General features: G+C 63.5%; 21 protein-coding genes. 9 read left to right on the top strand and 12 right to left on the bottom strand.

The window, feature by feature from the left end; all coding sequences use genetic code 11:
- Nucleotides 1-51 precede the first annotated feature (51 nt).
- Nucleotides 52-651, bottom strand: coding sequence for a hypothetical protein (locus LZ538_RS05365; protein WP_249830983.1), 600 nt, complete (start codon nucleotides 649-651; stop codon nucleotides 52-54).
- A gap of 196 nt (nucleotides 652-847) precedes the next feature.
- Between LZ538_RS05365 and LZ538_RS05360 the strand changes: the two genes are divergently transcribed.
- Both LZ538_RS05360 and LZ538_RS05355 read left to right on the top strand, forming a co-directional pair.
- Entirely contained in the window at nucleotides 848-1,519 is a 672-nt protein-coding gene (locus LZ538_RS05360; protein ID WP_249830982.1) for a hypothetical protein, read from the top strand.
- Between the two features lie 12 nt (nucleotides 1,520-1,531).
- Nucleotides 1,532-2,173 carry a DUF2726 domain-containing protein gene (locus tag LZ538_RS05355; RefSeq protein WP_249830981.1) on the top strand — a complete coding sequence of 214 codons (642 nt, stop codon included), beginning with the start codon at nucleotides 1,532-1,534 and terminating at the stop codon, nucleotides 2,171-2,173.
- Nucleotides 2,174-2,195: 22 nt separating this feature from the next.
- Here the strand turns inward: LZ538_RS05355 and LZ538_RS05350 are convergent, their stop codons facing one another.
- Both LZ538_RS05350 and uvrA read right to left on the bottom strand, forming a co-directional pair.
- Entirely contained in the window at nucleotides 2,196-3,758 is a 1,563-nt protein-coding gene (locus LZ538_RS05350) for a reverse transcriptase domain-containing protein (protein ID WP_249830980.1), read from the bottom strand.
- A 175-nt stretch (nucleotides 3,759-3,933) separates the two neighbouring features.
- On the bottom strand, nucleotides 3,934-6,912 hold the full coding sequence (gene uvrA, locus LZ538_RS05345; RefSeq protein WP_249830979.1) for an excinuclease ABC subunit UvrA: 2,979 nt from the start codon (nucleotides 6,910-6,912) through the stop codon (nucleotides 3,934-3,936).
- A gap of 140 nt (nucleotides 6,913-7,052) precedes the next feature.
- Here uvrA and LZ538_RS05340 point away from each other — a divergent pair, with 140 nt between their 5' ends.
- A complete protein-coding gene (locus LZ538_RS05340) occupies nucleotides 7,053-8,888 on the top strand; it encodes a PDZ domain-containing protein (RefSeq protein WP_249830978.1) in 1,836 nt (611 codons plus the stop codon).
- 77 nt (nucleotides 8,889-8,965) lie between these two features.
- Complete coding sequence (locus tag LZ538_RS05335; RefSeq protein ID WP_249830977.1) at nucleotides 8,966-11,017, top strand: M13 family metallopeptidase; 2,052 nt, start codon at nucleotides 8,966-8,968, stop codon at nucleotides 11,015-11,017.
- 65 nt (nucleotides 11,018-11,082) lie between these two features.
- Here LZ538_RS05335 and LZ538_RS05330 read toward each other — a convergent pair whose 3' ends face one another.
- Nucleotides 11,083-11,478 (bottom strand): MAPEG family protein, encoded by a 396-nt coding sequence (locus tag LZ538_RS05330; RefSeq protein WP_249830976.1) that lies wholly within the window; start codon nucleotides 11,476-11,478, stop codon nucleotides 11,083-11,085.
- 218 nt (nucleotides 11,479-11,696) lie between these two features.
- On the opposite strand from LZ538_RS05330, the gene LZ538_RS05325 reads away from it, so the two are divergent.
- Nucleotides 11,697-12,650 carry a hypothetical protein gene (locus tag LZ538_RS05325; RefSeq protein WP_249830975.1) on the top strand — a complete coding sequence of 318 codons (954 nt, stop codon included), beginning with the start codon at nucleotides 11,697-11,699 and terminating at the stop codon, nucleotides 12,648-12,650.
- Between the two features lie 18 nt (nucleotides 12,651-12,668).
- On the opposite strand, the gene LZ538_RS05320 is transcribed toward LZ538_RS05325, so the two are convergent.
- From LZ538_RS05320 to LZ538_RS05310, 3 genes are all read right to left on the bottom strand, one after another.
- On the bottom strand, nucleotides 12,669-12,833 hold the full coding sequence (locus LZ538_RS05320; RefSeq protein ID WP_249830974.1) for a hypothetical protein: 165 nt from the start codon (nucleotides 12,831-12,833) through the stop codon (nucleotides 12,669-12,671).
- Nucleotides 12,834-12,915: 82 nt separating this feature from the next.
- Nucleotides 12,916-13,449, bottom strand: a complete 534-nt coding sequence (thpR, locus tag LZ538_RS05315) for an RNA 2',3'-cyclic phosphodiesterase (RefSeq protein ID WP_249830973.1) — start codon at nucleotides 13,447-13,449, stop codon at nucleotides 12,916-12,918.
- Between the two features lie 2 nt (nucleotides 13,450-13,451).
- Complete coding sequence (locus LZ538_RS05310; protein WP_249830972.1) at nucleotides 13,452-13,967, bottom strand: NUDIX domain-containing protein; 516 nt, start codon at nucleotides 13,965-13,967, stop codon at nucleotides 13,452-13,454.
- Nucleotides 13,968-14,026: 59 nt separating this feature from the next.
- On the opposite strand from LZ538_RS05310, the gene ppk2 reads away from it, so the two are divergent.
- Both ppk2 and LZ538_RS05300 read left to right on the top strand, forming a co-directional pair.
- The gene (ppk2, locus tag LZ538_RS05305; protein WP_249830971.1) at nucleotides 14,027-14,836 is read left to right on the top strand and encodes a polyphosphate kinase 2; all 810 of its coding nucleotides are present in this window, start codon (nucleotides 14,027-14,029) and stop codon (nucleotides 14,834-14,836) included.
- 9 nt (nucleotides 14,837-14,845) lie between these two features.
- Nucleotides 14,846-15,568: a DUF4956 domain-containing protein gene (locus LZ538_RS05300; RefSeq protein ID WP_249830970.1), complete on the top strand. Its 723-nt coding sequence runs from the start codon at nucleotides 14,846-14,848 to the stop codon at nucleotides 15,566-15,568.
- On the opposite strand, the gene LZ538_RS05295 is transcribed toward LZ538_RS05300, so the two are convergent.
- Complete coding sequence (locus LZ538_RS05295) at nucleotides 15,569-16,585, bottom strand: hypothetical protein (protein WP_249830969.1); 1,017 nt, start codon at nucleotides 16,583-16,585, stop codon at nucleotides 15,569-15,571. It abuts the gene before it with no gap.
- Nucleotides 16,582-17,715, bottom strand: a complete 1,134-nt coding sequence (locus LZ538_RS05290) for a metallophosphoesterase (RefSeq protein WP_249830968.1) — start codon at nucleotides 17,713-17,715, stop codon at nucleotides 16,582-16,584. The genes LZ538_RS05295 and LZ538_RS05290 overlap by 4 nt, the downstream gene beginning before the upstream one ends.
- Before the next feature lie 85 nt (nucleotides 17,716-17,800).
- Between LZ538_RS05290 and LZ538_RS05285 the strand changes: the two genes are divergently transcribed.
- Entirely contained in the window at nucleotides 17,801-18,544 is a 744-nt protein-coding gene (locus LZ538_RS05285) for a Bax inhibitor-1/YccA family protein (RefSeq protein WP_249830967.1), read from the top strand.
- A 57-nt stretch (nucleotides 18,545-18,601) separates the two neighbouring features.
- Here LZ538_RS05285 and LZ538_RS05280 read toward each other — a convergent pair whose 3' ends face one another.
- Nucleotides 18,602-20,089, bottom strand: a complete 1,488-nt coding sequence (locus LZ538_RS05280; RefSeq protein ID WP_249830966.1) for a CYTH and CHAD domain-containing protein — start codon at nucleotides 20,087-20,089, stop codon at nucleotides 18,602-18,604.
- Between the two features lie 45 nt (nucleotides 20,090-20,134).
- Between LZ538_RS05280 and LZ538_RS05275 the strand changes: the two genes are divergently transcribed.
- A complete protein-coding gene (locus tag LZ538_RS05275) occupies nucleotides 20,135-20,665 on the top strand; it encodes an NUDIX hydrolase (RefSeq protein ID WP_249830965.1) in 531 nt (176 codons plus the stop codon).
- Here LZ538_RS05275 and LZ538_RS05270 read toward each other — a convergent pair.
- Together LZ538_RS05270 and LZ538_RS05265 are read right to left on the bottom strand one after the other, a co-directional pair.
- A complete protein-coding gene (locus LZ538_RS05270) occupies nucleotides 20,662-21,522 on the bottom strand; it encodes a dienelactone hydrolase family protein (RefSeq protein WP_249830964.1) in 861 nt (286 codons plus the stop codon). The genes LZ538_RS05275 and LZ538_RS05270 overlap by 4 nt on opposite strands.
- Before the next feature lie 3 nt (nucleotides 21,523-21,525).
- Nucleotides 21,526-22,164 carry a glutathione S-transferase family protein gene (locus LZ538_RS05265; RefSeq protein WP_249830963.1) on the bottom strand — a complete coding sequence of 213 codons (639 nt, stop codon included), beginning with the start codon at nucleotides 22,162-22,164 and terminating at the stop codon, nucleotides 21,526-21,528.
- Nucleotides 22,165-22,179: the final 15 nt, after the last annotated feature.

Genomic DNA, 22,179 nt, shown 5'->3' with positions numbered 1-22,179 from the left:
GGGCAGCGAGCTTTCGCCCGCCGCCCTGCGCCTGGTTCGAAGATGAAACGCCTAGTAGCGGCGCGTCGCGACGTCGCGGTCGATCCGAACCCTGGTGACGACGCCGCGATAATCGACGTTGCAGCGGAAGCCGATGTCGCCCGCGGCATAATTCCGGTTCTGGTAGCCGTTCTGGTAGCCGTACTGGCCGCCATGATGGCCGGCATAGCCCGAGCTCAGCAGCCCGCGCACGCGAAGCCCGTTGGAGCGGCGCTGCACGTCGGTAATGGCCGTCACCCGCATCGACGGCGCGGCGAATTGCTGCTGGTAGCCGTAGCCCTGGTTGTAGCCCTGCTGATAGCCGTACTGGCCGGCATGATTACCCCGATATTGCGCCTGCGCCTCGGTGGTCGCGGCCGCCGCGCACTGGCTTACGGCCCGCCGGTCGGTGACGTTGTAGCGGTTGCCGAGCAGCTGATCGACGATCGCGCCGACGGAATTCTGCGCGCCATAGCCCTGGTTGTAGCCGTAGGGCTGCGCATAGCCCGGGTAGGCCTGCGGGTACGCCTGCGGGTAGGTTTGCGGGTAGGCCTGCGGATATTGCGCAACGGCGGGAGCGGCGATGGCGCCGATCGTCGCTGCAGCGACGAGAAAACGGGTTCGGGTCTGCATGGGATTTCCTTGTTCTCGCCCGGGAAACGCCGGCGAGTTCAGGGGCAAGAACGAGCCGTCCGCGAAATCGCCGCATGAACTGAAAACAACAAGGCGTGCGCGAACATTTTGCATAGTTGAATCACTTCGGGCAGGTTGCGGCCTGCGCTCGAGCTCGGGAGCCGGTCGCAAAGGGGGAGTTCGTAAAGTGATGTACATGAGTATCGCGTTCGCCGCGGCCGCCGCGGCGCAAGCAAATTCTGGCGCCCAGTGGACGCCGCTTCAGCAACAGCAGCAAGCAACAGTAGCCGCAGCGCCAGTCGCAGCGCCGGTTACTCCGATCATCGCGCCGGCCACGCCCAATGCGATCCTTCGCGTCGGGACCGAAGTTCCGCTGCGGCTTTCGGAGGAGCTGACGACGAAGGGCAAGAAGCTTCGCGTCGGCGGGCGCTTCCATCTGGAAACGTCCGAGCCGGTGATGGTCCAGGGCGTGAACGTCATCCCGGTCGGCAGCCCTGCCGTGGGTGAGATCACCGACGTCCGCAACAAGGGCATGTGGGGCAAGTCGGGCCACCTCGGCGCGCGCATCCTCTACGTGACGGTGAACGGCCGGCAGATCCGCATGAGCGGTGCGTTCGACGACAAGGGCGTCGCCGGCGGCGTTGGCGCGGCCCTCGTTTCCGGCATCGTTTTCCTTCCGGCGGGCTTCTTCATGACAGGAACGAGCGCGCTGGTACCGGCCGGAACGATCATCAAGGCGTTCGTCGATGAGGACGTGCCGTTGGCGATGCCGGTGGCATCGCAGGCGCCGATGGTCGTGGGCGCGCCCGCAGCCCCGATGCAGGTTCAGGCTGCGCCGGCAGCATCGGGCGCAGCGCAGCAGCGCTAGTCAGGAGGCGCCATGCCGCCTGAAATCGCAGCGCTGATCGATAAGCCCATCCTGCTCATCGCGCTCCTGTTCGTGGGCGCGATGATCGGGATTTATGTCGAGCGCTTCGTCGCGTGGCCCAATCGTCAGAAATGGCGACGCCGGAAGGGTTGGGGCCGCAAGGGCGAGTTGAAGGCTGGCCCTTGGATGCCGAAGCATGACAGGCTGCCGGAGAAAGTGCCCGACGCGGCGGACCAGCTGCGCACGGTGATGAACGCCGACTTCATGGCGCAGGCGTTGCTCAACAAGAGTGAGGCGCGGCTGTTCAAGGCGATAGACAAGATGGTGCTGGAGATGCGTCCCGGCTGGCAGGTGATGGCGCAGGTCAGCCTGGGCGAAATTCTGCGCAGCGCGGACAAGGACGCATACGCCTGCATCAACTCAAAGCGCGTCGACCTGCTGATCGTCGATGACGAGTGCAGGCCGCTACACGCGATCGAATATCAGGGCGGGGCGCACTTCAAGGGCGCGCACGCGACCGCCGCGCGCGATGCGGTCAAGAAGGAAGCGCTGCGCCGCGCGGGAATAGGTTATGTCGAAGTGGTTGGCGGCGAAATGAGCCCGGCCGAGCTGCGGCAGGTCGTGGTGAAGCTGGTGCAGAACGCGGCTGCTTAGCTGCTCTCCTAGCTATGTGCCTTCAGTAGAGCAGACTGTAGTACGACGGGGGCTCAATGCTCTTCAGCCCATACCGTAGATAATATCGTCTTGCAGCACGCCACCCTCGAACGAAGCTCGGTAGTCGTACGTCGTTCAGGATCGCCGGATAGTTATACCAATCGCCGCTCAGGAGTTGCTCTTTAGTGAGGGCTTGCTGGACGATACCAAGAGCGTGAAGGACCTTGATGCGCTCCCGAACTGCGCGATGCATCACATTTGAGAGCCATCCGTCGAGACGGATCAGATCCGCCGGCCGATCTATCAGAGGATAGAATGCTAGAAGGCCTCTCACAAACGGAAGCTTGCCTTCGCCTTCCAGGAATGGCGTGATCTGCTGTTCCCTGAGACCGCCATATAGATATCGACGGATTTCGTTCACGCATGTGACCAAGTCCCAATCGTAGAAGCCCGGACCAACACGATTGGGATCAATCAGGTTCGGAGCAGACCGACGATAAAGGAAGAGGTGCTTGTAAATTATCTCCGAGACTCGGCGCTTGATCTTTTTGATCGCTCCGCTGCTAAGCGTCACGCCATGCGCTGAAAGATTGTGACCTAAGTAATCTAGGTCCTTAATCATTTCGATTGGTCCGCCATCATCCTGATCTACGAAGAATGTGCGGATATCGCCGCCCTTGCCCCGGTCGAGTAGTTTTATTCCGGGCGATTTCTCATAATTGATGGAAATGCCTGCTCTTTTGCAGTGCGTCCTGAACTGCAGAGCTATGTTCCGCGCGTCGGTGTAAGAATGCGCTACGGCGACGACGTCATCGGCGAAGCGCGCAAATGTGCCGTTTTGACGCTCCAGTTCCAAATCGAGTTCGTGGGCCGCGGCGTTCGACAAAAAGAGCGAAAGCGAGCAGCCCTGCGGAACGCCCTTCGCTCGTATGGTAAAATCTCTCTGCGGATAGTCATTCACGTGAGCGAACGCATGCGAGAGAAACGCTCTAATGGCGGTTCGCTCCGCCTTTGTTATTAGGAATAGGTCTCGGTCGCTGATGAGACTTTCTATGTACGCATGGTCGATAGTGTCGAAGTACTTACGAAAATCGTACTGTATCACGTACGATTTCGGATGTTTCATTGATCTTTGCAGATGCAGAATGGCGTCGAATACATTCTGGTCAGGACGATAGGCGAAACTATGACTAGAAAACAGGTTCAGGTTTCGCTTCGTGATAGATCGATGGAATACGTTGGCTACTGCGGCATCGGGAATGGCGAAGCCCATGATTTCGCGAAAGGAGCCATCCTTCTTGGGCACGTCAAACTGAACCGCAGGGACCGGTTGATAGTCGCCTGAGACAAGGCGCTGCCAAATGGTCTTCGCGAGATATTCCGCATGACGTATGCAGTAGGTAGGGTCGAAGTGTGGGTGGAAGCCCCACCAACGTGGTGTGATAAGGTTGGGCTGACCCGCGAACGCACCCGTCCTTTTTGAGAATCTGTCAGCGTATTTTAGGCGGGTCGCACGTGCAATCCGCTGGTCTCGCAAGATGGCGCGGGACTTAAATATGATGGCTTCTTCGATGACTTCACGCACGTACTGGTAACCTAAAGAGGGTCACCGGCGCCCGATAGTCAGGGATGCGTTTACGAAGGGCGTTTGACAGCCGTTGTCAAACTGCAAGGTGATCTTCCGGACGCCGGTTAGCACAACACGTGCATGGCATAACCAGAAATTATAAACGCGTGTTAGTCAAGCGGCGTAGCAACTACTACTTCGCCGCGATCAGGTCGGGTTCGTCGACATCAACCTTGCGGGTGCGCTTCGGCTTCCTGGGTTTCACATCGACAATGATCGGCTTCACCGACGCCCGTTCCAGCATGGGCTTGAGATACTGCCCCGTCGCCGAAATCGCGACTTGGGCGATCGTCTCCGGCACGCCCTCGGCGATCACGCGCCCGCCGTTGACGCCTCCGCCGGGGCCGAGGTCGATCACCCAATCGGCGGTCTTGATGACGTCGAGGTTGTGCTCGATCACCACCACCGTGTTGCCCTGGTCGGCGAGGCGGTGGAGCACCTCGAGAAGCTTGCGAACGTCCTCGAAGTGGAGGCCGGTGGTGGGCTCGTCGAGGATGTAGAGCGTCTTGCCGGTCGCCCGCCGCGACAGCTCCTTCGACAATTTCACGCGCTGCGCCTCACCGCCCGACAGGGTCGTCGCCGGCTGGCCGACCTTGACGTAGCCGAGGCCGACTTCCTGCAGCATCAGCATCTTGTCGCGAATGCCGGGGACCGCCTTGAAGAACTCGCAAGCGTCCTCGACCGTCATGTCGAGCACGTCGGCGATCGACTTGCCCTTGAACTTCACCTCCAGCGTCTCGCGGTTGTAGCGCGCGCCGTGGCAGACGTCGCAGGTGACGTAGACGTCGGGCAGGAAGTGCATCTCGATCTTGAGGAGGCCGTCGCCCTGGCACGCCTCGCAGCGGCCGCCCTTGACGTTGAAGGAGAAGCGGCCGGGCTTGTAGCCGCGGGCCTTCGCCTCCGGCAGGCCGGCGAACCAGTCGCGGATCTGGGTGAAGGCGCCGGTGTAGGTCGCGGGGTTGGAGCGCGGGGTGCGGCCAATGGGCGACTGGTCGATGTCGATGACCTTGTCGAGCTGCTCCAGCCCGCCGATCTTCTCGCACGGGCCGCAGACGATGCGGGCGCCGTTCAGAGCGCGCGCCGCGCCGGCGTAGAGCGTGTCGATGGTGAGCGAGGACTTGCCGCTGCCGCTCACCCCGGTGACGCAGGTGAAGGTGCCGAGCGGGAACTTCACGGTGACGTTGCGCAGGTTGTTGGCGGTCGCGCCGTGGACGGTGACGAACTTGCCGCTGCCCTTGCGGCGGGTCTTTCCGAGCGGGATCTCGCGCCGGCCGGAGAGGTAGTCGGCAGTGATGCTGGTCTCGCAGGCGAGCAATTGCTCCAGCGTGCCCTGGCACACGACCTCGCCGCCGTGGACGCCGGCGCCGGGGCCCATGTCGATCACATGGTCGGCATGGCGGATCGCATCCTCGTCATGCTCGACGACGAGCACGGTGTTGCCGAGCGACTTCAGGCGCTTGAGCGTCTCTAGCAGGCGGTCGTTGTCCTTCTGGTGCAGGCCGATCGACGGCTCGTCGAGGACGTAGAGGACGCCCGACAAGCCGCTGCCGATCTGCGAGGCGAGGCGGATGCGCTGGCTCTCGCCGCCGGAGAGGGTGCCACTGGTGCGGTCGAGGTGCAGATAGTCGAGCCCGACATTGTGGAGGAAGCCGAGGCGCTCGTTGATCTCCTTGAGGATGGCCTTGGCGATCTCGTTCTGCGTGTCGGTGAGCTTCTCGTGCAGCTTCGCGAACCAGGCGAAGGCGTCGGCGACGCTGCGGCGGGTGGAGAGCGAGATGTCCTCGCCGGCGATCTTCACCGCCAGCGCCTCGGGGCGGAGGCGGGCGCCGCGGCAGACTTCGCAAGGGCGACTCCCCTGGTAGCGCGACAGCTCCTCGCGCATCCACGCGCTCTCGGTCTGCGCCATGCGGCGGTTGAGGTTGCCGATGACACCCTCGAACGGCTTCTTCACCTCGTAGCTGCGCTTGCCGTCGATGAAGCGGAGGGTGACCGGGCGGCCGCCGGTGCCGTGGAGCACGACCTCGCGCGCTTCCTCGGGCAGGTCCTTCCACGCGACGCCCAGGTCGAAGTCGTAGGCGCGGGCGAGGCTGCTCAGCACCTGCATGTAATAGGGGCTGGGCGGCTGCGACTTGGCCCAGGGGACGACGGCGCCCTTGGCGATCGAGAGATTGTGGTTGGGGACGACGAGGTCCTCGTCGAACACGAGCTTCTCGCCGAGGCCGTCGCAGGCGGGGCAGGCGCCCTGCGGCGCGTTGAACGAGAACAGCCGCGGCTCGATCTCGGCGATGGTGAAGCCGGAGACGGGGCAGGCGAACTTCTCGGAGAAGATGATGCGGCCGGGCGGGGCGTAGTCGAGCTTCATGCCCTTGCCCGAGGGCTCGGCGTCCGGCTGCGGGTCTGCAGGGTCGAGATAGGCGAGGCCTTCCGCGAGCTTCAACGCGGTCTCGAAGCTGTCGGCGAGCCGCGCCTCGATGCCTTCCTTCACGACGATGCGGTCGACCACGACCTCGATGTCGTGCTTGTACTTCTTGTCCAGCGCGGGCGCGTCCTCGATCGCGTGGAACTCGCCGTCGATGCGAACGCGGGTGAAGCCCGCCTTCTGCCACTCGGCAAGCTCCTTGCGATACTCGCCCTTGCGGCCGCGCACGACCGGCGCGAGCAGGTAGTGGCGCGACCCTTCGGGCAGCGCCATCGTGCGGTCGACCATCTGGCTGACCGTCTGCGCGCTGATCGGCAGGCCGGTGGCGGGGGAATAAGGGATGCCGACGCGCGCCCACAGCAGGCGCATGTAATCGTAGATCTCGGTGACGGTGGCGACGGTCGAGCGTGGGTTGCGGCTCGTCGTCTTCTGCTCGATCGAGATAGCGGGGGAGAGGCCGTCGATATGCTCGACGTCCGGCTTCTGCATCATCTCGAGGAACTGGCGGGCGTAGGCGCTCAGGGACTCGACGTAGCGGCGCTGGCCTTCGGCGTAGATGGTGTCGAACGCGAGCGAAGACTTGCCCGAGCCGCTGAGGCCGGTGATGACCGTCAGGCTCTCGCGCGGGATGTCCACGTCGATGCCCTTGAGGTTGTGCTCGCGCGCCCCGCGTACGGAAATATGGGTCAGCATTCGGCCTGCTTCGTTCCGCTTATGTTCTAGTCTAACTGGAGGTGGTCGTCGTCGTCAACGTCGACACTGGCAATATGGGTGCGCGTTGTTGGATTGCTAGCCTTTCGCATTGATGTAAGCTGCGAAACGGGGGGCGAAATATGGCGACAGCCGTAGGAACTGCCGAACCTGCGCCGCGCCGGTGGCGGCTGCGCCTGCCCGAGCGGCTGCCCGACCTCAAGGGCAAGTGGCTGACGCTTTACACGGTGGTGTGGGCGATCGTCTTTCCGCTTTCGCTGATCGGTGCGGGGATCGCCGCCTACATAGTGATTTCGACTCCGACCATGTGGTCGCCCTACGGTTTCGCGACCGCCGAGGATTCTCGTGGGCTGCAAGTGTACAGCGTCATGTCCGGGCCGGCTCGAGCGAGCGGGCTGGAGGCGGGTGACTATGTGATTGCGATCGACGGCTGGACGGTCCCCAAGTCCGCCGCGCGAGCCGAAGCCAGAGCGCATGTCGTAAAGCCTGACGGATCACCGACGGCCTTCACAATTCGCAAGTCAGACGGTCGCATTTTCGACATAACGCTTAGGCGTAGCATGGCCTTCGAGCGTGAGCGGTTTCGCGACGCAGGCGTAAGCTTTCCCCTGGCGAGGGCGCTGTCGATTGTCGGGTCCTTATTAAGGCCAGCGCTCTTCATCCCGGCGGCGGTCCTGTTGTTCCTGAGACGTCGCCGGGAAGTGGTTCCCGCGTGCCTGTCGCTCTCGTTTCTGCTGTTTGCTGGAATCGCGACCAACAGCGACATGTTGGGAATCGGAGTCGACGCAGTCAACATCATTGGGGCCGCGGCGACCGCACTGCTTTTTGTCGCTATCTTCGCTTTCCCCTCCGGCCGTTTCGAGCCGCGCTGGACGGCCATTCCGTTCCTGCTTCTCCTTCCAACGTACCTGATCGATTCGCCGGTCGTCGGATTGGTAGTCGTCCTTTCCGCCCTCATTGTCCTCATTAGCCGCTATCGGGCTGTCGGACCGGGGATGGAGCGCCTCCAACTGCGCTGGGCCTTTTTTGGGCTCGGGGTCGGCATGATCCTGATGGGCGCGCTGTTGCTGGGACAGATCGCGGCAGCTGCATGGCAGGCTCAAGACCCACGTTGGGTTGCCTGGGAATATGCGATCGGCGGGCCGTTATTGTCTGCGGTCTTCTGCGTCATGTCGCTGGGGCTGATCGTGTCGATCCTGCGGTACCGGCTTTACGACGCCGACGCCGTGATTGGCCGTTCAGTTGCGTATGGCGTACTCACCATTGGCTTCGTGGCGCTTTTCGCGGGCAGCCAGAAAATCATCGAGCTGATCGGCCAGGAATATCTCGGCCAGAATATCGGCGGGTTCGCCGGCGGCGTGGGCGCGGCGCTCGCCGCGGTCGCCATTGCCCCGATGCACAACCGCGCGCAGCGTTGGGCAGAGCGCAGATTCCAGAAAGCGCTGTATCGCCTCCGCTACGGCCTGCCTCCGTTGGTCGGGGATCTCCGCGAGACGGCAGGTCTCGAACAGATCGCGGGCGCTACGTTGGATAGCGTGATCGAAGGCGTCCGGGCGCAACGCGCCGCGCTGATCGCGCGCGACGAGGTCATCGACGCCCGCGACATTCCTGCCGCCGAGGTCGAGACATGGTGGCGGAGCTGGGCACCTCCCGCGCACGACGGCATCGATTGGGACCGCTCGGACGAACTCTTCCCGGTTCGCGTCCCGCTCGAAGCCGAAGGCCACGGGCGCGTTGGCTGGCTCCTTCTCGGTGCGCGCCCGGACGGAAGCCTGTTCGGCAAGGCCGAATGCGACGCGATCGAGGAAATCGCGGACTCCGTTGCGCGTGCAGTGCAGGTCGCTGTCAGCCGCCAGGAGCGGGAGTCCCGCTACGAACGATTGTTCGAAAGCCTGGAAACCCGCCTGAAGCAGCTCGAAGCGCGAACCGCGCCGGGAGGTTCGTCGACGGACTCCTGACGCTCGTCGATCAGGGGTGGCTGGCGAGCTTCGCGCCTTTCAACTAGCGTCGGCAAATCAATCATTTGGGGCAATTCATGGCACTCTTCGATTCTACTCGCTTGTCGCGAGCCGGCGCGCTTTTGCTGGCGTGCACGGCGCTCTCGGCAACGCCGGCTGCGGCTCAACAGGACAGCGCCGGTTCAAACGCCGCCGCGTCCCGCGTCGTTCACTTCGGGACCTGGGGCGTCGACCTCGGCACGCGCGACCTGTCGGTCAATCCGGGCGACGACTTCCAGCGCTATGCCGCGGGCAAGTGGATGGACGAGACTGACATCCCTGCCGACAAGTCGCAGAATGGTGTCGGGTCCGAGCTTGCCGACCGCAACCAGGAGCAGCTGCGCGCAATCGTGATGGGCGCCGCCGCGGACAGCCAGCTCGGCGCGTTCTACGGAAGCTACATGGATGAGGGACGGCTGGAGCAACTCGACGCCGCGCCGCTCAAAGCCGACCTCGATCGCGTTTCGGCGATCAAGGACAAGGCCGAATTCCTGCGCCACATGGCGTCGACGCAGTGGGACTTCGGGAGCACCTTGTTCGGCGTTGGCGTCGGCCCGGATCCCGACAATCCCAAGATGAACCTGATGTTCGTCGGCACGAGCGGACTGGGCCTGCCGGATCGCGATTATTACTTGCTCGACAAGTACAAGAAGCAGCGCGACGCCTATCGCGCCTATATCGAACGCACGCTCGGCATGATCGGTACGCCGAACGCCTCGGCAGAAGCCGACAAGATCATGATCCTTGAGACCGAGATGGCAAAGCTGTCCTGGGCCCAGGCGGACCTGCGCGACATCGACAAGATCAACAATCCAATGAACGCGGCGCAGCTCGCGGCTTACGCCCCCGGGTTCGACTGGGCGAGCTTCTTCGAGACCAGCAAGGCAAGCAGTCCGAAGATGATCGTAGCGGACAACACGGCGGTCAAGGCGATGGCCGTGCTATTCGACAAGACGCCGCTGGAGACGCTGAAGACGTGGCAGCGCTTCAAGGTCGCTGACCAGGCGTCCAACTATCTTTCAAAGCGCTTCGTCGACAGCAAGTTCGAGTTCACCAAGACGCTGAGCGGTGCGACCGAGCTTCGCCCGCGCTGGCGGCGTGGAATCACGGAGGTCGACAACCGCCTCGGCGAGCTGCTCGGACAGACCTATGTCCAGCGCTACTTCTCGCCAAAGTCGAAGGCGATGATGGAAGAGCTGGTCGGCAACCTGAAGAAGGCCGCCGCCAAGCGCATCGAAGGCAATAGCTGGATGTCTCCGGCGACCAAGAAGTCGGCGATCGCCAAGCTCGCCCGAATGGACGTCATGGTGGGCTACCCGGAGAAGTTCCGCGACTTCTCCGGCCTCGAGATGAAGGCCGGCGACCTGTACGGGAACGTCAAGCGCAGCAGCGCATTCGAATGGGCCTATCAGCTCAGCGATCTCAATAAGCCGGTCGACCGCAAGAAGTGGGCGATGAGCCCGGCGACGGTGAACGCCTACAATGGCGGGCTGGAGAACAAGATCGTGTTCCCGGCCGGAATCCTGCAGCCGCCGTTCTTCGATTCCGAAGCGGACACGGCGGTCAATTACGGATCGATCGGCGCCGTCATCGGCCATGAGATCATGCACGGGTTTGACGATCAGGGCCGCAAGATCGACGAAAATGGCGCCGTTCGCGACTGGTGGACCAAGGAAGATGCGACGCGCTTCAAGGCGCTGACGAGCGACCTCGGCAAGCAATATTCGTCATATGAAGCGGCGCCGGGGGTCTTCATCAACGGCGACCTGACCATGGGCGAGAATATCGGCGACATGTCCGGTCTCGAGGTCGCGTACGAGGCCTACAAGATGGCGCTTGGCGGCAAGGAAGCGCCGGTGGTCGACGGCCTGACCGGCGACCAGCGCTTCTTCCTGGCCTATGCGCAGGCATGGCGCGGCGAGCAGCGCGACGATGCGATCAAGACGCAGGTCGCGAGCGACCCGCACAGCCCGCGGCGTTACCGCATCATCGGGCCGCTTCGGAACCTCGACGCCTGGTACAATGCGTTCAAGATCGACCCGAAGTCGAAGTTCTACATTCCGCCGGAGAGGCGCGTCCGCCTCTGGTAGCGCCATCGAATTGCCCTGGGCTTCGGCCCAGACGGGGGGAGCCGTGCCCGTACGGCTCCCCTTTCCTATGCGGCGAACAGTGGCGCCAGCACCAGTCCAAGGCCCACCATGCTGATGCCGAAAACGACGGTTCGGATGACCGGAATGCCGGCCGCGTAAAGCGGCAAGTAAACGACGCGCGCCCCGAGCCAGATCCAACCGCCTAGCGCCGTCATGTCGTTCGTCCGGTCTGCGAGCACGACGCCGAGCAGGGCGACGATGGCGATCGGGAAGGTCTCCTGGAAGTTCGCCTGCGCGCGCATCGTCCGGCCCGTAATGGGAGAAGGCGGAGCGAGGGCCTCGTCGCGCGCTCCGGCATTCCATTTGCGGCCATATTGCGCGGTCTTGAAGCGCGTCGCCGTGAAGATGTGGACGACAAGCAACAAAGCGCCCCACGCAAGTATCCTGAGTTCGACCGGCATGTTTCCCCCTTCCGCTACCCTTCCTCAAGGGCATAACCAAAATCCTTCTAATCACAGAATTCTCGCCTCGCGAATGGAGCGCGTAGTGAGCGTTCGTCGATCCAATGACGCATTGGTCGAACAGATGGACGCAATAGCGTCTCAGATCACCCGTCGGTTGGTGACGACGGTGACGGCTCTTCGATCCCTAGGTAAATTCATTGCGTCAGGGGTTCTGTATGCATTCTTTAACCAAGGCTCTCGTTTCGCTCGCTGCATTGGTGTTGATCGCCGCGGCGCCTCCTTCGGAGCCGGAAACGGCGCAGTCGGGCGACATCCTGGTTACCGGACAACGGAACCCGGCGCAGGCAATGCGCGGTTTCGTTGGTTCTGTGGCAATCCCGTCCGCCGACAAGCAGCTTGCTCGATTCTACGACCCAGTGTGTCCGTACGTGGCAGGTCTCGGCGAGCGATCGAACGAGTTCGTGGAGCAGCGCATGCGGCGAGTAGCTGCGGCAGCGGGCATGAAGGTTGCCGATGAGCAATGCTCTGCGAACGCACTCCTTTACGTAGCGCCCGACAAGGCCAAGCTCCTGGCGGACTGGAGGAAATCGGATTCAATCCTGTGGGGAAGCGAGCTGACCGACGGCGAGATAAGGCAGCTCGTTCACAGCACCGAAGCGGCGACGTCCTGGCAGGTGCTGGCTTATCGCGGCTCCGACGGTCGAGGGCTGGCTCGAAACAGGATTGCCAGACTTTCAAATCCGAACGAGGCGGCAAAAGTCGAAATGTCCCCTGGATCGGCAATCGACAATGTCGGGGCACCGATTTCGCGCATCCTGAATCCGCTGCGGATCGGCTTCGACATCTCGGTCCTGGTCGTCGACGGACGGGCAGCCGGAGGCTCTAACCTCACTCAGCTCGCCGACTTCGCGGCGATGCAGCTGTTCGCCCGCACCAAGCTGCAGGCTGGAGCAACGCAACCTGCGCCGACGATCCTCACCTTGCTCGATGACGCGCGGACCGGGAGGCCGGCGCCCGCCAGCCTGACCGAATGGGACCTCGCCTATCTGCGCGCCCTCTACAGTTACTCCGACATGTATGTCGCCGGAGCGCATCGAGGCGATCTCGCCAAGCGCATGACGAAGTTCATTCGGACGGACGGCGACGCACGCGCGAAGCAGCCTGATTGAAGATCGGATGCTCCCGGGTCAGGCCGATTTTGGGAGCGGTCTCGGGCCGCGGTGTGCGGCGGTCCGGCGGTAATATTCGGCAAGCCTTGAATGCGCTTCCTGGGCGGCTTCGTTGTCGCTTTCGGCGGCTTTGGCTTCTTCTTCCGCAGCGCGACTGAGGAAATAATCTCGGTCGTCAGCCATCTTGCGCTCACAAACGGATTCCAGGCTCGGCCGTTTCACATTTTGACCTAGATTAGCCGCTCGTCGTCGCGCGCCTTCGCCTTCACCCGGGCGGATATTCGGCAACCTCTTCGTAGCGCGCGCCGTGACGCGACAGCTGGCTTTCGAACAAAGTGAAATTGTCCACCGGAAAGGGTTCCGAGACGAGTCCTGCATGCCGTTCGATGAAGTCGTGGACCTCGAGCGTCCGGCGACCTTTCCAACGTGCAAGCGTGATGTGCGGATGGAAGGCGCGCCGCTCGGGCTCGAGGCCGACTTGCTGACAGACCCGCTCGACCTTTGCGGCCAGGGCAGCGACCGGATCCTTTGGCTCGACGCTGGCCCACAAGGCGCCGGAGTTGCGCTGCTCGAAACGGCCAACCCCGCGAATGCGCAGCTCAAAAGGCTCGGCGCGAATGCGCGACAGGGCGTCGGCCAGGTCGTTCGCGACCGGCCGATCGACTTCGCCCACGAAACGCAAGGTGAGGTGGAGCTGCTCATCCTCCTGCCAGCGGAAGTCGGGACTATCGTCCATCGCGTCGATCAGCAGGTCGCGGATATGCTCGGGCGGGCGGATGGCGACGAACAGGCGATGCATGATCAGAGCCTATCCCGGACGGCGTCGATCCAGCGCTCGGCGCGACGTGACAGTCCCGAAGGCAAACGGTCGAGCTCGGCTTCGCAAATCCGCTCCACCTCCCAGGACCATTTAAGAGGCGCGTAGCGAACGTCCTCGACGATCAGCAGGGAGGCGAGGTCATGCTTATAGTCGGTCGCTTCATCGAGCTCGGCGGCCAGCCGGACCCGCCCATGGCTCGTCAGGCCGATCTCCTCCCGCAGCTCGCGGAGCACGGCGTCGCGCGGATCCTCGTCTTTACCTCGGCCGCCGCCGGGAAGCCGCCATCCGGGCGCATAGCGCAGCTTCACGAGCACAACCTTCCGCCCCGGGGTGAGAGCAAGCGCATGCGCTCCGAACGTGCGCGGCCGGCGGACGAACCAATTGACCTTTAGCAGCCGATGCGCGGCGGTCAGCAGCAAGCGAAGTGCGCGGTCACGGAAGGGCGGGCGGGGACCTTTCATCGACGCGATGACTCCGGCGGGATCGGGCAGTTCCATCGTCCCGGTTGCCGAGCTTTGCCGGTAATGTCACATTCCCATCAATTGGGGGCGACGGCATGAGCGGACATACCGAGCTCAGCGACGACGAATATGACGAGCTTCTGGAGCCGATGGCGAAGGAGCTCAGCGCGATGGCGCGCTGGGTGGCCGAAACCAAGCAGCGGGTGGTGGTCGTATTCGAGGGGCGCGACACCGCCGGGAAGGGCGGATCGATCGACATGTTCGCCCGGCTGCTCAATCCGCGCCAATGCCGCGTCGTAGCGCTTCCGAGCCCGAATGAGCGCGAGCGCACGCAATGGTATTTCCAGCGCTATGTTCAGCACCTGCCGGCCGAGGGCGAGATCGTGCTGTTCGACCGCAGCTGGTACAACCGCGCTGGAGTCGAGCGGGTGATGGGATTCTGTACGCCGGAACAGGCGCAGGACTTCCTGAACGTCGTTCCGGATTTCGAGCGTCACCTGGTCGAGGATGGAATCCTCTTCTTCAAATATTGGCTGTGCTGCGACCAGGAGGTCCAGGAGGAGAGGTTCGAGAACCGGCTCCACAACCCGATGAAGCGCTGGAAGCTGTCGCCGATCGACCTCAAGGCCCGCGGGAAATACACCGAATATACCGACGCGCGGGAGATGATGCTGTCGGCGACGCACACCGACTATGCGCCGTGGACCTTGGTCGATTTCAACGACCAGCCACTCGGTCGGCTGACCCTGCTTCGCGACCTGCTCGACCGCGTGCCGGACACCGAGCTGCCGCTCGCGGAAATACCGTGGCCGCCGCTCGGTCACGAACCGCACAAGGAGCGCTACGGCGTGCTCCAGCCCATTCCAGCCTACAAGGTGCACAAGGGGAAACACGGCAAACACTAGGGGGGACGTATGCGCGCTTCGAAACTGCTCGGCCAACTGACCATCTATTATCTGGTCATCGGATTGTTGGTGTTTGTCGCCGTGAAGCTCTGGCCCGATCTCAAGGGCTACCTTCCGATCGGGGGCGTCGAATCCCTAATCAACCAGCCCGCGCAAAACCTGCTCGAAGGACCCGACTCCGTTCGCGCGGCAAGCGTCGGGAACCTCGGCGACAGCCTGTTCTGGCTGGTCGTCGCGATCTTCGGCGCATTGCTCGCCGCGCTGCCCGTCAGCTGGGTCTACATGGCCGTGCGCAGCGGCGAGGAATATGACCAGTCGCTCGTGAACACGATCATCGTCCTGCCGATGGTCGTCACGGGTATCGTGATCATCGTGCAGAACTCGCTGGCCCTGGCGTTTGCGCTGGCAGGGATCGCGGGGGCGGTGCGTTTCCGCAACTCGCTCAAGAGCTCGGGCGACGCGCTGTTCATCCTCTGCGCGGTGGCGATCGGGCTTTCCGCGGGCATCGGCGCCGTCGAGCTCGCGGCGGTGATCAGCATCGCGCTCAACTATACGTTCGCCGCCCTGTGGCTCACGGAATACGGCGAGCGCAAAGGCATGAAACGCTATCTCGCGGACTATGACGGCATCGACGAATCCGCGCCGTCATCGGCGGAGAAGAAAGCTGCAGCGGCGGCGGCAGCCCCGCCGGCGGCGGCAGCGGCACCGCCGCCGCCCGCGCCGAGCGAATGATCAGTTGACGCAGTTCTTGAGCGCTTTGCCGCTGTCGAGGTCGCGGAAGAACCCGCCAAGATAATCGGCGGCATTGGCGCGGGTCCTCTCGGTCATGCCGGGAATGGTGGACAGCAGGCCGAGCAATTCCGAGCGTCGCGCGGACAGGTCGGCGCCTACCGCGCGCGCCTCGTTGAAGTGGGCGCAATAGCCGCGATAGACGCGCTGCCTGACGCTGCCGACCGGAATCGCGTCGGGCGGGGTGGCGTAGGGCGCGTCGACCAGGCCGGAGAAGTCGAAATCGTAGGGCACCGGAACGAGGACGCCGCTGCCGGCCTTGTTCGCGGAAAGCAGCCGACCGTTGTGGCAGCAGCTTTCGCCTGCCGGCCCGGCCCGCATCGACCAGTCCAGATTGCCGATCATGTAGTTGAAGAGCGCGAAGCGGGCCGCGCCGCGCGGCTCCAGCTGGCTGACCGAGACGCGATCTCCCAGCTTGGGCTCGTGGAGGTCGTTCCGTTTCGCCATGTCGTCGCCGTCCTCGACGAAGAAGCCGATCCGCGAAATGTAAGGCCGTCCGTCTTCGTCGACATAGTCGATGTTGGCGAGACGAGCCCTGAAGCTCAGCGGCGTCATGAGATTATAGAGGCGGTAGGCTGCATATTCGAGGAGCACCTTCTGCTGGAAGTCCTCGTTGCGCCGGCAATGGGTCACCAGCTTGAGGCGGCGCTGGCCGGCGAAGAGCGAGCCCGCTGCGGGATGCTGGGGGAAGTCGACGCGGAGCGGCGGAAACTGGCAGACGTCGCCCTGCCGCCGGGTGATCCCGCGCACCGAGAGCATGATCGGATAGCTCTCCTGCGTGCCGGTGACGGTCAGCGTTCCGGCTCGCTGAGCGTTCGATCGGTTCGACGTGAGCGCGGTGATCGGTCCCTTGATCGTGATCCTGATCGGCGTGTCGGCCGAAAACAAAGGCGTCGCCGGTCCGGCAAGAGCCGGGACGCTCATGAAAGCGGCCAGCGCCGCCCACAAAGCTGCTTTCATCTTGCGGCTCCCTGTGGCGGTCGGGGAACGGTGTGGGGGACGAGGCGGTCGCCGACGATCTCGAGATAGCTGAGCGGCCCCCCATAGTAGCGCGAAATGCCGGTATCGATCCGGACCAGCCGACCGTCGTTGCTGACGATGATGCCCTGGAGCGACGGCGTGTGGCCGACGACGATGCGCTTGGCGCCGGTCGCCGTGAGGACCGACGCAATTTCCTGGTCCAAAGGCGGGCGGGGCTTCACCGCAGCGGCGGCGGCGCCGTCGGGATCGACCTTCGGATCGCGCGTCACGAGGCCGCGGTACCAGAGCGGGCCAAGCGGATCGTTGAGAACCGATGTCGGACTCAGGTCCGCCGAAGACATTGCGGCAGCCACGCGGCGATTGATCTCGTCGATGCCGATCGCCGCATATTCCGCGCTCAAGCCACCGTGCACGAAGACGGTGCTCCCGATCTTGATCGCGGCAGGGTTCGCAGCCGCCCAGCGACCGATGTCGCCGGAGGGACTCCACGCGGCGCGATGCTCGACCCAGCCGAGTGGCGTCTGCGCCAGCCACTGATCGCGGACTTGTGAAGGCTTTAGATTGGGGTCGACTTGGTGAGCAGCGTCTTCAAGCTTCTGGCGGTTGGCCATGTAGATGCGTTCGCGGCGGGCAACGGACTTATTGTCCGCAAAGGCTGCGAATTCCTGCGGCGTCACGTAGCGCAGGTCGCCGAGCAGGTTCATGGCTTCGTGGTTGCCGAGAACGACGACGACTCGCCCGCCTTTCTTCGGTGCATCGCGCTGGAGCTGCTGCAAATTGTGGATGATCTTGAGGGAGTCCGGGCCGCGGTCGGCAATGTCTCCTAGCTGCACCAGCGTCGTCTTGCCGCCGGTCCAGCGGTTCTGGGCGTCGATCAGGCCGGCCGCGCGCGCAATGGCGATCCACGCGTCGTAATCGCCGTGAAGGTCCCCCACGGCAACGATCCGATCCGCCCCTTGCGGCACCGCGCCCTGGGCGGGCGCGAGGACGAGCAGAGCGAGCAACAGCAACGCCGTTTTGATGACCCGATGGAACAGGTTGCCCCTCCACGAGAACTCATCCGAGAGTGTGTCACCTTGGGAGGAGAGAGGCAATGGCGGGGCGGTCATGTCCGGATTCGCTTGAATCGCCCCTGCGCATCCACGATATATCAGCCTTAGCGACGGGCCCTTCGCCCGCGCGAGAGGAGAAACGATGGCCAATTGGCAAGACCCGCAAACGACCGGTGTGAACACCACGACCGCTACGGTCGGTGTTCCGCGCGCCGCCCGCGACGCGGGCCTTCGGTCCTATATGCTTTCGGTTTACAACTACATGGCTTCCGGCGTGCTGCTGACGGGCATCATCGCCCTGCTGTTCGCTCCTTATGCGGGGCAGGTGCTGGTAGGCGCCAACGGCGGCCTGAGCGGACTGGGGTGGATCGTGACGCTGTCGCCGCTGGCGATCGTCTTCGCGATGAGCTTCGGAATGAACCGGATGTCCACGGGCACGCTTCAGCTGCTCTTCTGGGCGTTCGCCGGCCTGATGGGCCTGTCGATGTCGACCCTGTTCCTGGCCTATACCGGCGTTTCGATCGCTCAGACCTTCTTCGCGACAGCCGCCGCTTACACGGGGCTGAGCCTCTACGGTTACACCACCAAGCGCGACCTCAGCGGTCTCGGCACGTTCCTGATCATGGGCGTCGTCGGCCTGCTGGTGGCGATGCTCATCAACCTGTTCCTGCAGTCGAGCGCGATGGCTCTCGCGATCAGCGCGATCGGCGTGCTGCTGTTCGCCGGCCTGACCGCCTACGACACGCAGCGGATCAAGAGCCTCTATTTCTACGTGCAGGGCACGGACATGGTGGGCAAGACGGTGATCATGGGTGCGCTGCAGCTGTACCTGGACTTCATCAACATGTTCCAGTTCCTGCTGAGCTTCATGGGGCAACGCCGCTAGACGCTCCGCATAACGAAACGGGGAAGGGCCGGCGGAGCGATCCGCCGGCCCTTTTTCTCAGGCTTCGCCGGAATCGGCCTTATGCGCTTCTCGCCAGAAAGGCCCCACGCCTTCGAGATCGTTGAAGGCGCGCTCTGCTTCCCTGATCAGCGGCCGCTCATCCGGTGAGCCGATGAGCCAATTCTCGTCTCCCTGGGGCACGCCGAGCGTTCTCGCCGTCGCCAGGTCGTTGAGCTTGCCCAAGCTCTCCTGAAGGTCTTCGACCGCACCACCGAAGCTCTTCTCGGCCCGCGTGGCGGCAGGATAAAGGTCCCGAAGGAATTCGATGGCGTAGCGCATCTTCTTGACCTGGATGCGAAGCTCGTGGCGCGTTTCCTCATCGAGGTCGGCGACGTGCCGTCCGACATGCTCGATGGAACTCCACAGCCGGTTGAGGCGATGCGCCGCATAATCCTCGACGGGCTTGGCGGCGTTGCGGGTCTTGCGCCACGTTCCGAACGCGGCCCAGCCGACGAGCTCTATCAACAGCAGCCGGAAACGCTGGGAGTCCATCGCGGCGAGGACATGATCGTAGGCCTGGTCGCGCCGAACAATGAGCGCCTCGCGATCTTTGTCGGACAGTTCACGTTCCAGATAGACGTCAAGGTTGCGCGCCTCGCCCAGCTGGCCGCTAAACCAGCGCAATTCTTCGCGCAGGAATTGATATTCGACATCGGAAATGGCGGGCTTGAAGAGCGTGAAGGCCGACCGCAGGCGCCGCATCGCGACGCGCGCCTGATGCAACGCGTCCTTCTTGCGCTTGGCGAGGACCAGAGGCTCGTTACGTCGATATTGTTTCAGGCAAGCGTGCAGGATCGTCTCGAAGGCCTCCGCGATGGACATGTCGTCGCGGACATGGACCGGCGCCGCCTTGGCGATCTTCCTCAAAGCGCCCGATCCGACCAACGCGCCCCGGTCGGCCTTCGTCAGCACTCCGAGGCGCACCGGAACCCGTTCCGCCACATCCTTCGCAGCACGCAGGAGGCAGGCTGGATCGCCCGACAGGAGCTCGAGTTCAAGCTCAGCGAATTCCTGCGAATGGCCATGCGAGGCGATCGATCCCTGGTCGAGATCGGCCTGTATCCTGCTTCCTCCCACTTCGAGGACCCAACTGGTTCGTTTCACTTCCGACCGCGTGACGGCCTTGAGGTCATCGAGCTGGCCGTCCTTCACGAGATGGCTGAGTGGACTGTCCGAGAGCGCCGCAAGATCGGGGTCAATCGACGAGATTTCGGTTTCGTACTCCGCCCGTGAAAGCAGGCCCGCACTGTCGGTCGTCGGCTTCACCGTCTGGACGAAGCGATCGCGGGTCTGGCGCACACGCAGGGTAAAGCCATGCTTCCTGAGAACCGCAGCGGGCGTATCGTAATAGACGGTGGTCTGCGGCACCGCTGAAGCACCGCGCGGGGCCAGCTGTTCCAGCAGGCGCTCCACTTCGGCGGCGTCGAGCTCAAGCTTGAGCTCGATCTCGCGGTCTACAGAATCGGCGCTCGACGAGGCGTCCACTGCGGTTGTTGCAACCTTACCGAAAAAAACTGCGTATAACTTAGCATGATGACGATCAAACGGCTCATCAGCGACGGCCTGGCCCATTATAGTGCAGGCCGGACTCGGGAGGAGCTTACGGAACGTCCGATCCAGACTGGCGCGCTGCCCTGGCGTTTGGGCCCCAAGAAGCGGGTCGAAGTGCTGCTCGTCACCGGCCGCCGCTCGCGCCGATGGACGATCCCAAAGGGCTGGCCGATGACCGGCAAGAGCCTCGCCGAAGCTGCCGCGGTCGAGGCTTTCGAGGAGGCCGGCGTTAGGGGCAAGGTCGAGGAAGAGCCCCTAGGAGCCTTCAACCATACCAAGCAGAGCGTCCCGTTCGGCTTGCTGGAGGTGCGTATCCTTGTTCACACTCTGAGCGTGGAGCGCGAGCTCGATAAGTGGCCGGAGCTCGGCCAGCGCCGCCGCAAGTGGTTTTCGCTGAAGGAAGCCGCCGAAAAGGTGGAGTCGGATGAGCTGCGCGCGCTGATCATCGAATCCGCCGAGCGCACGCTGTCGGTACGGCCTCCGAAGAAAAAGGCCGGCGCTAAGGCCTAGCCCAGATAGCGCCCGAGGAAGTCCAGCGTGCGGCGCCAGGCCAGGTCCGCCGCTTCCTTGTTGTACCGCTCCGTGGACGCATCGTTGTTGAAGGCGTGGTTCACCCCTTCGTACAGATAGAAGCGGACCGGTTTTCCTGCCGTCCGCAGGGCCTCGACCCAGGGGAAGCTCGTGCGGTTCACCCGCTCGTCGAGCCCGGCGTCGTGAATCAGGAGCGGGGCCTTCACCTTGGCTGCCTCGGGGGCGTCCGGCGCCGGGCCATAATAAGCGACGCCGGCGTCGAGGTCGGCCCCAGCAGAGACGGCCAACCGGTTCACGAATCCTCCGCCCCAGCAGAACCCCACGGCTCCAACCTTGCCGCCACGGCTCGATTTCGCGAGCTCCTGCAGGATATTCACCGCATCGCCGACGCTCTTGCCGAGATCGAGCTTGCCGATCGCATCGCGGGCGGCGTCCTCGTTCGCTGGCGTGCCGCCCTGCAACGACGGGAAATCGGGCGCGACGGCACGAAAGTCGGCAACGGCAAGTCGCCGCGCCACATCGCGAATATGGTCGTTGAGGCCGCGATTCTCGTGGATGACCATCACGGTCGCCTTGAGTGAACGCGTCCGCGGCTCGGCGGCATAGGCGCTATAGCCATTCGCCAGCTTCTGGGTCCGGGTGGTGAGCCGCTTGTCGTCGGCCGGAACGACGGTCGCGGCAGCAGGCGAAGCGGCGATTCCCGCGATGAGCAGCTCGGCTGCGGCAACGCTGCCCGCGAGCTTCACCATCTCCGCCATGAATGCCCGGCGATCCGTACCCTCGTGAGTGAAGCGATCGTAGAGGCGGATCGCCTGCTGACGCGTACGCGGGTCCACCAACTATTCGGCGCCCTGCGGCACCGGCGGCTGCAGCTGGACCTGTGCCTCGTCATCGAGTTCCGTCGCGCACTTGTAGGCGTCGCGGGAGCGTAACCGATCCGTGTAGCTTGCGAAGCTGTCGCGTTGGGGAAGCGTGCCGAACTGCGTACCCCAAAGGATCGCCGAGCCGACGTAGACATCCGCCGCAGTGAAGCGGTTGCCGCAGACATAATCCCGCGACGAGAAGAGCTCGTCCAGCACATCCACGACCTTGTCATAGCTTCCGTAGCCGAACATCCGTCCCTGTTCCGGGGCCGGATCGAACTTGGCATAGTGGTTCGTCACCGCCTGCTCGACCGGACCCGCGGCGTAAAAAAGCCAGCGATAATAATCTGCTTTCTCGTCGTCGCGCGGGCCGAGCTGGGCGTCGGGGAACACATCCGCGAGATACGCGCAGATCGCAGCGCTTTCGGTGACGACGTGATCGCGATGCTTGATGGCGGGCACTTTCCCCATCGGGTTCACGGCGAGGTAGCGGTCGCTCTTCATCTCATCGTAGGTGACGATCTCCGTGACATAAGGCTCGTCCACCTCCTCGAGCATCCAGCGCACGATGCGCCCGCGGGATTGAGGGTTCGTATAGAAGGTCAGTTCGGCCATGTGCGCGCTCCTGCC

This window comes from Sphingomonas hankyongi (assembly GCF_023516575.1).
Classification (GTDB): domain Bacteria; phylum Pseudomonadota; class Alphaproteobacteria; order Sphingomonadales; family Sphingomonadaceae; genus Sphingomicrobium; species Sphingomicrobium hankyongi.
The sequence above is the reverse complement of the archived record's forward strand: the minus strand, read 5'-3'. Positions and strand labels throughout refer to the sequence as shown.

Coding starts and splice junctions, on each gene's coding strand:
- LZ538_RS05265 (WP_249830963.1), bottom strand. CDS start 22,164: ATGGCCGAACTGACCTTCTATACGAACCCTCAATCCCGCGGGCGCATC.
- LZ538_RS05325 (WP_249830975.1), top strand. CDS start 11,697: ATGCATTCTTTAACCAAGGCTCTCGTTTCGCTCGCTGCATTGGTGTTG.
- LZ538_RS05290 (WP_249830968.1), bottom strand. CDS start 17,715: ATGACCGCCCCGCCATTGCCTCTCTCCTCCCAAGGTGACACACTCTCG.
- thpR (WP_249830973.1), bottom strand. CDS start 13,449: ATGCATCGCCTGTTCGTCGCCATCCGCCCGCCCGAGCATATCCGCGAC.
- LZ538_RS05320 (WP_249830974.1), bottom strand. CDS start 12,833: ATGGCTGACGACCGAGATTATTTCCTCAGTCGCGCTGCGGAAGAAGAA.
- LZ538_RS05330 (WP_249830976.1), bottom strand. CDS start 11,478: ATGCCGGTCGAACTCAGGATACTTGCGTGGGGCGCTTTGTTGCTTGTC.
- LZ538_RS05300 (WP_249830970.1), top strand. CDS start 14,846: ATGCGCGCTTCGAAACTGCTCGGCCAACTGACCATCTATTATCTGGTC.
- uvrA (WP_249830979.1), bottom strand. CDS start 6,912: ATGCTGACCCATATTTCCGTACGCGGGGCGCGCGAGCACAACCTCAAG.
- LZ538_RS05310 (WP_249830972.1), bottom strand. CDS start 13,967: ATGGAACTGCCCGATCCCGCCGGAGTCATCGCGTCGATGAAAGGTCCC.
- LZ538_RS05365 (WP_249830983.1), bottom strand. CDS start 651: ATGCAGACCCGAACCCGTTTTCTCGTCGCTGCAGCGACGATCGGCGCC.
- ppk2 (WP_249830971.1), top strand. CDS start 14,027: ATGAGCGGACATACCGAGCTCAGCGACGACGAATATGACGAGCTTCTG.
- LZ538_RS05355 (WP_249830981.1), top strand. CDS start 1,532: ATGCCGCCTGAAATCGCAGCGCTGATCGATAAGCCCATCCTGCTCATC.
- LZ538_RS05360 (WP_249830982.1), top strand. CDS start 848: ATGAGTATCGCGTTCGCCGCGGCCGCCGCGGCGCAAGCAAATTCTGGC.
- LZ538_RS05275 (WP_249830965.1), top strand. CDS start 20,135: ATGATGACGATCAAACGGCTCATCAGCGACGGCCTGGCCCATTATAGT.
- LZ538_RS05335 (WP_249830977.1), top strand. CDS start 8,966: ATGGCACTCTTCGATTCTACTCGCTTGTCGCGAGCCGGCGCGCTTTTG.
- LZ538_RS05285 (WP_249830967.1), top strand. CDS start 17,801: ATGGCCAATTGGCAAGACCCGCAAACGACCGGTGTGAACACCACGACC.
- LZ538_RS05295 (WP_249830969.1), bottom strand. CDS start 16,585: ATGAAAGCAGCTTTGTGGGCGGCGCTGGCCGCTTTCATGAGCGTCCCG.
- LZ538_RS05340 (WP_249830978.1), top strand. CDS start 7,053: ATGGCGACAGCCGTAGGAACTGCCGAACCTGCGCCGCGCCGGTGGCGG.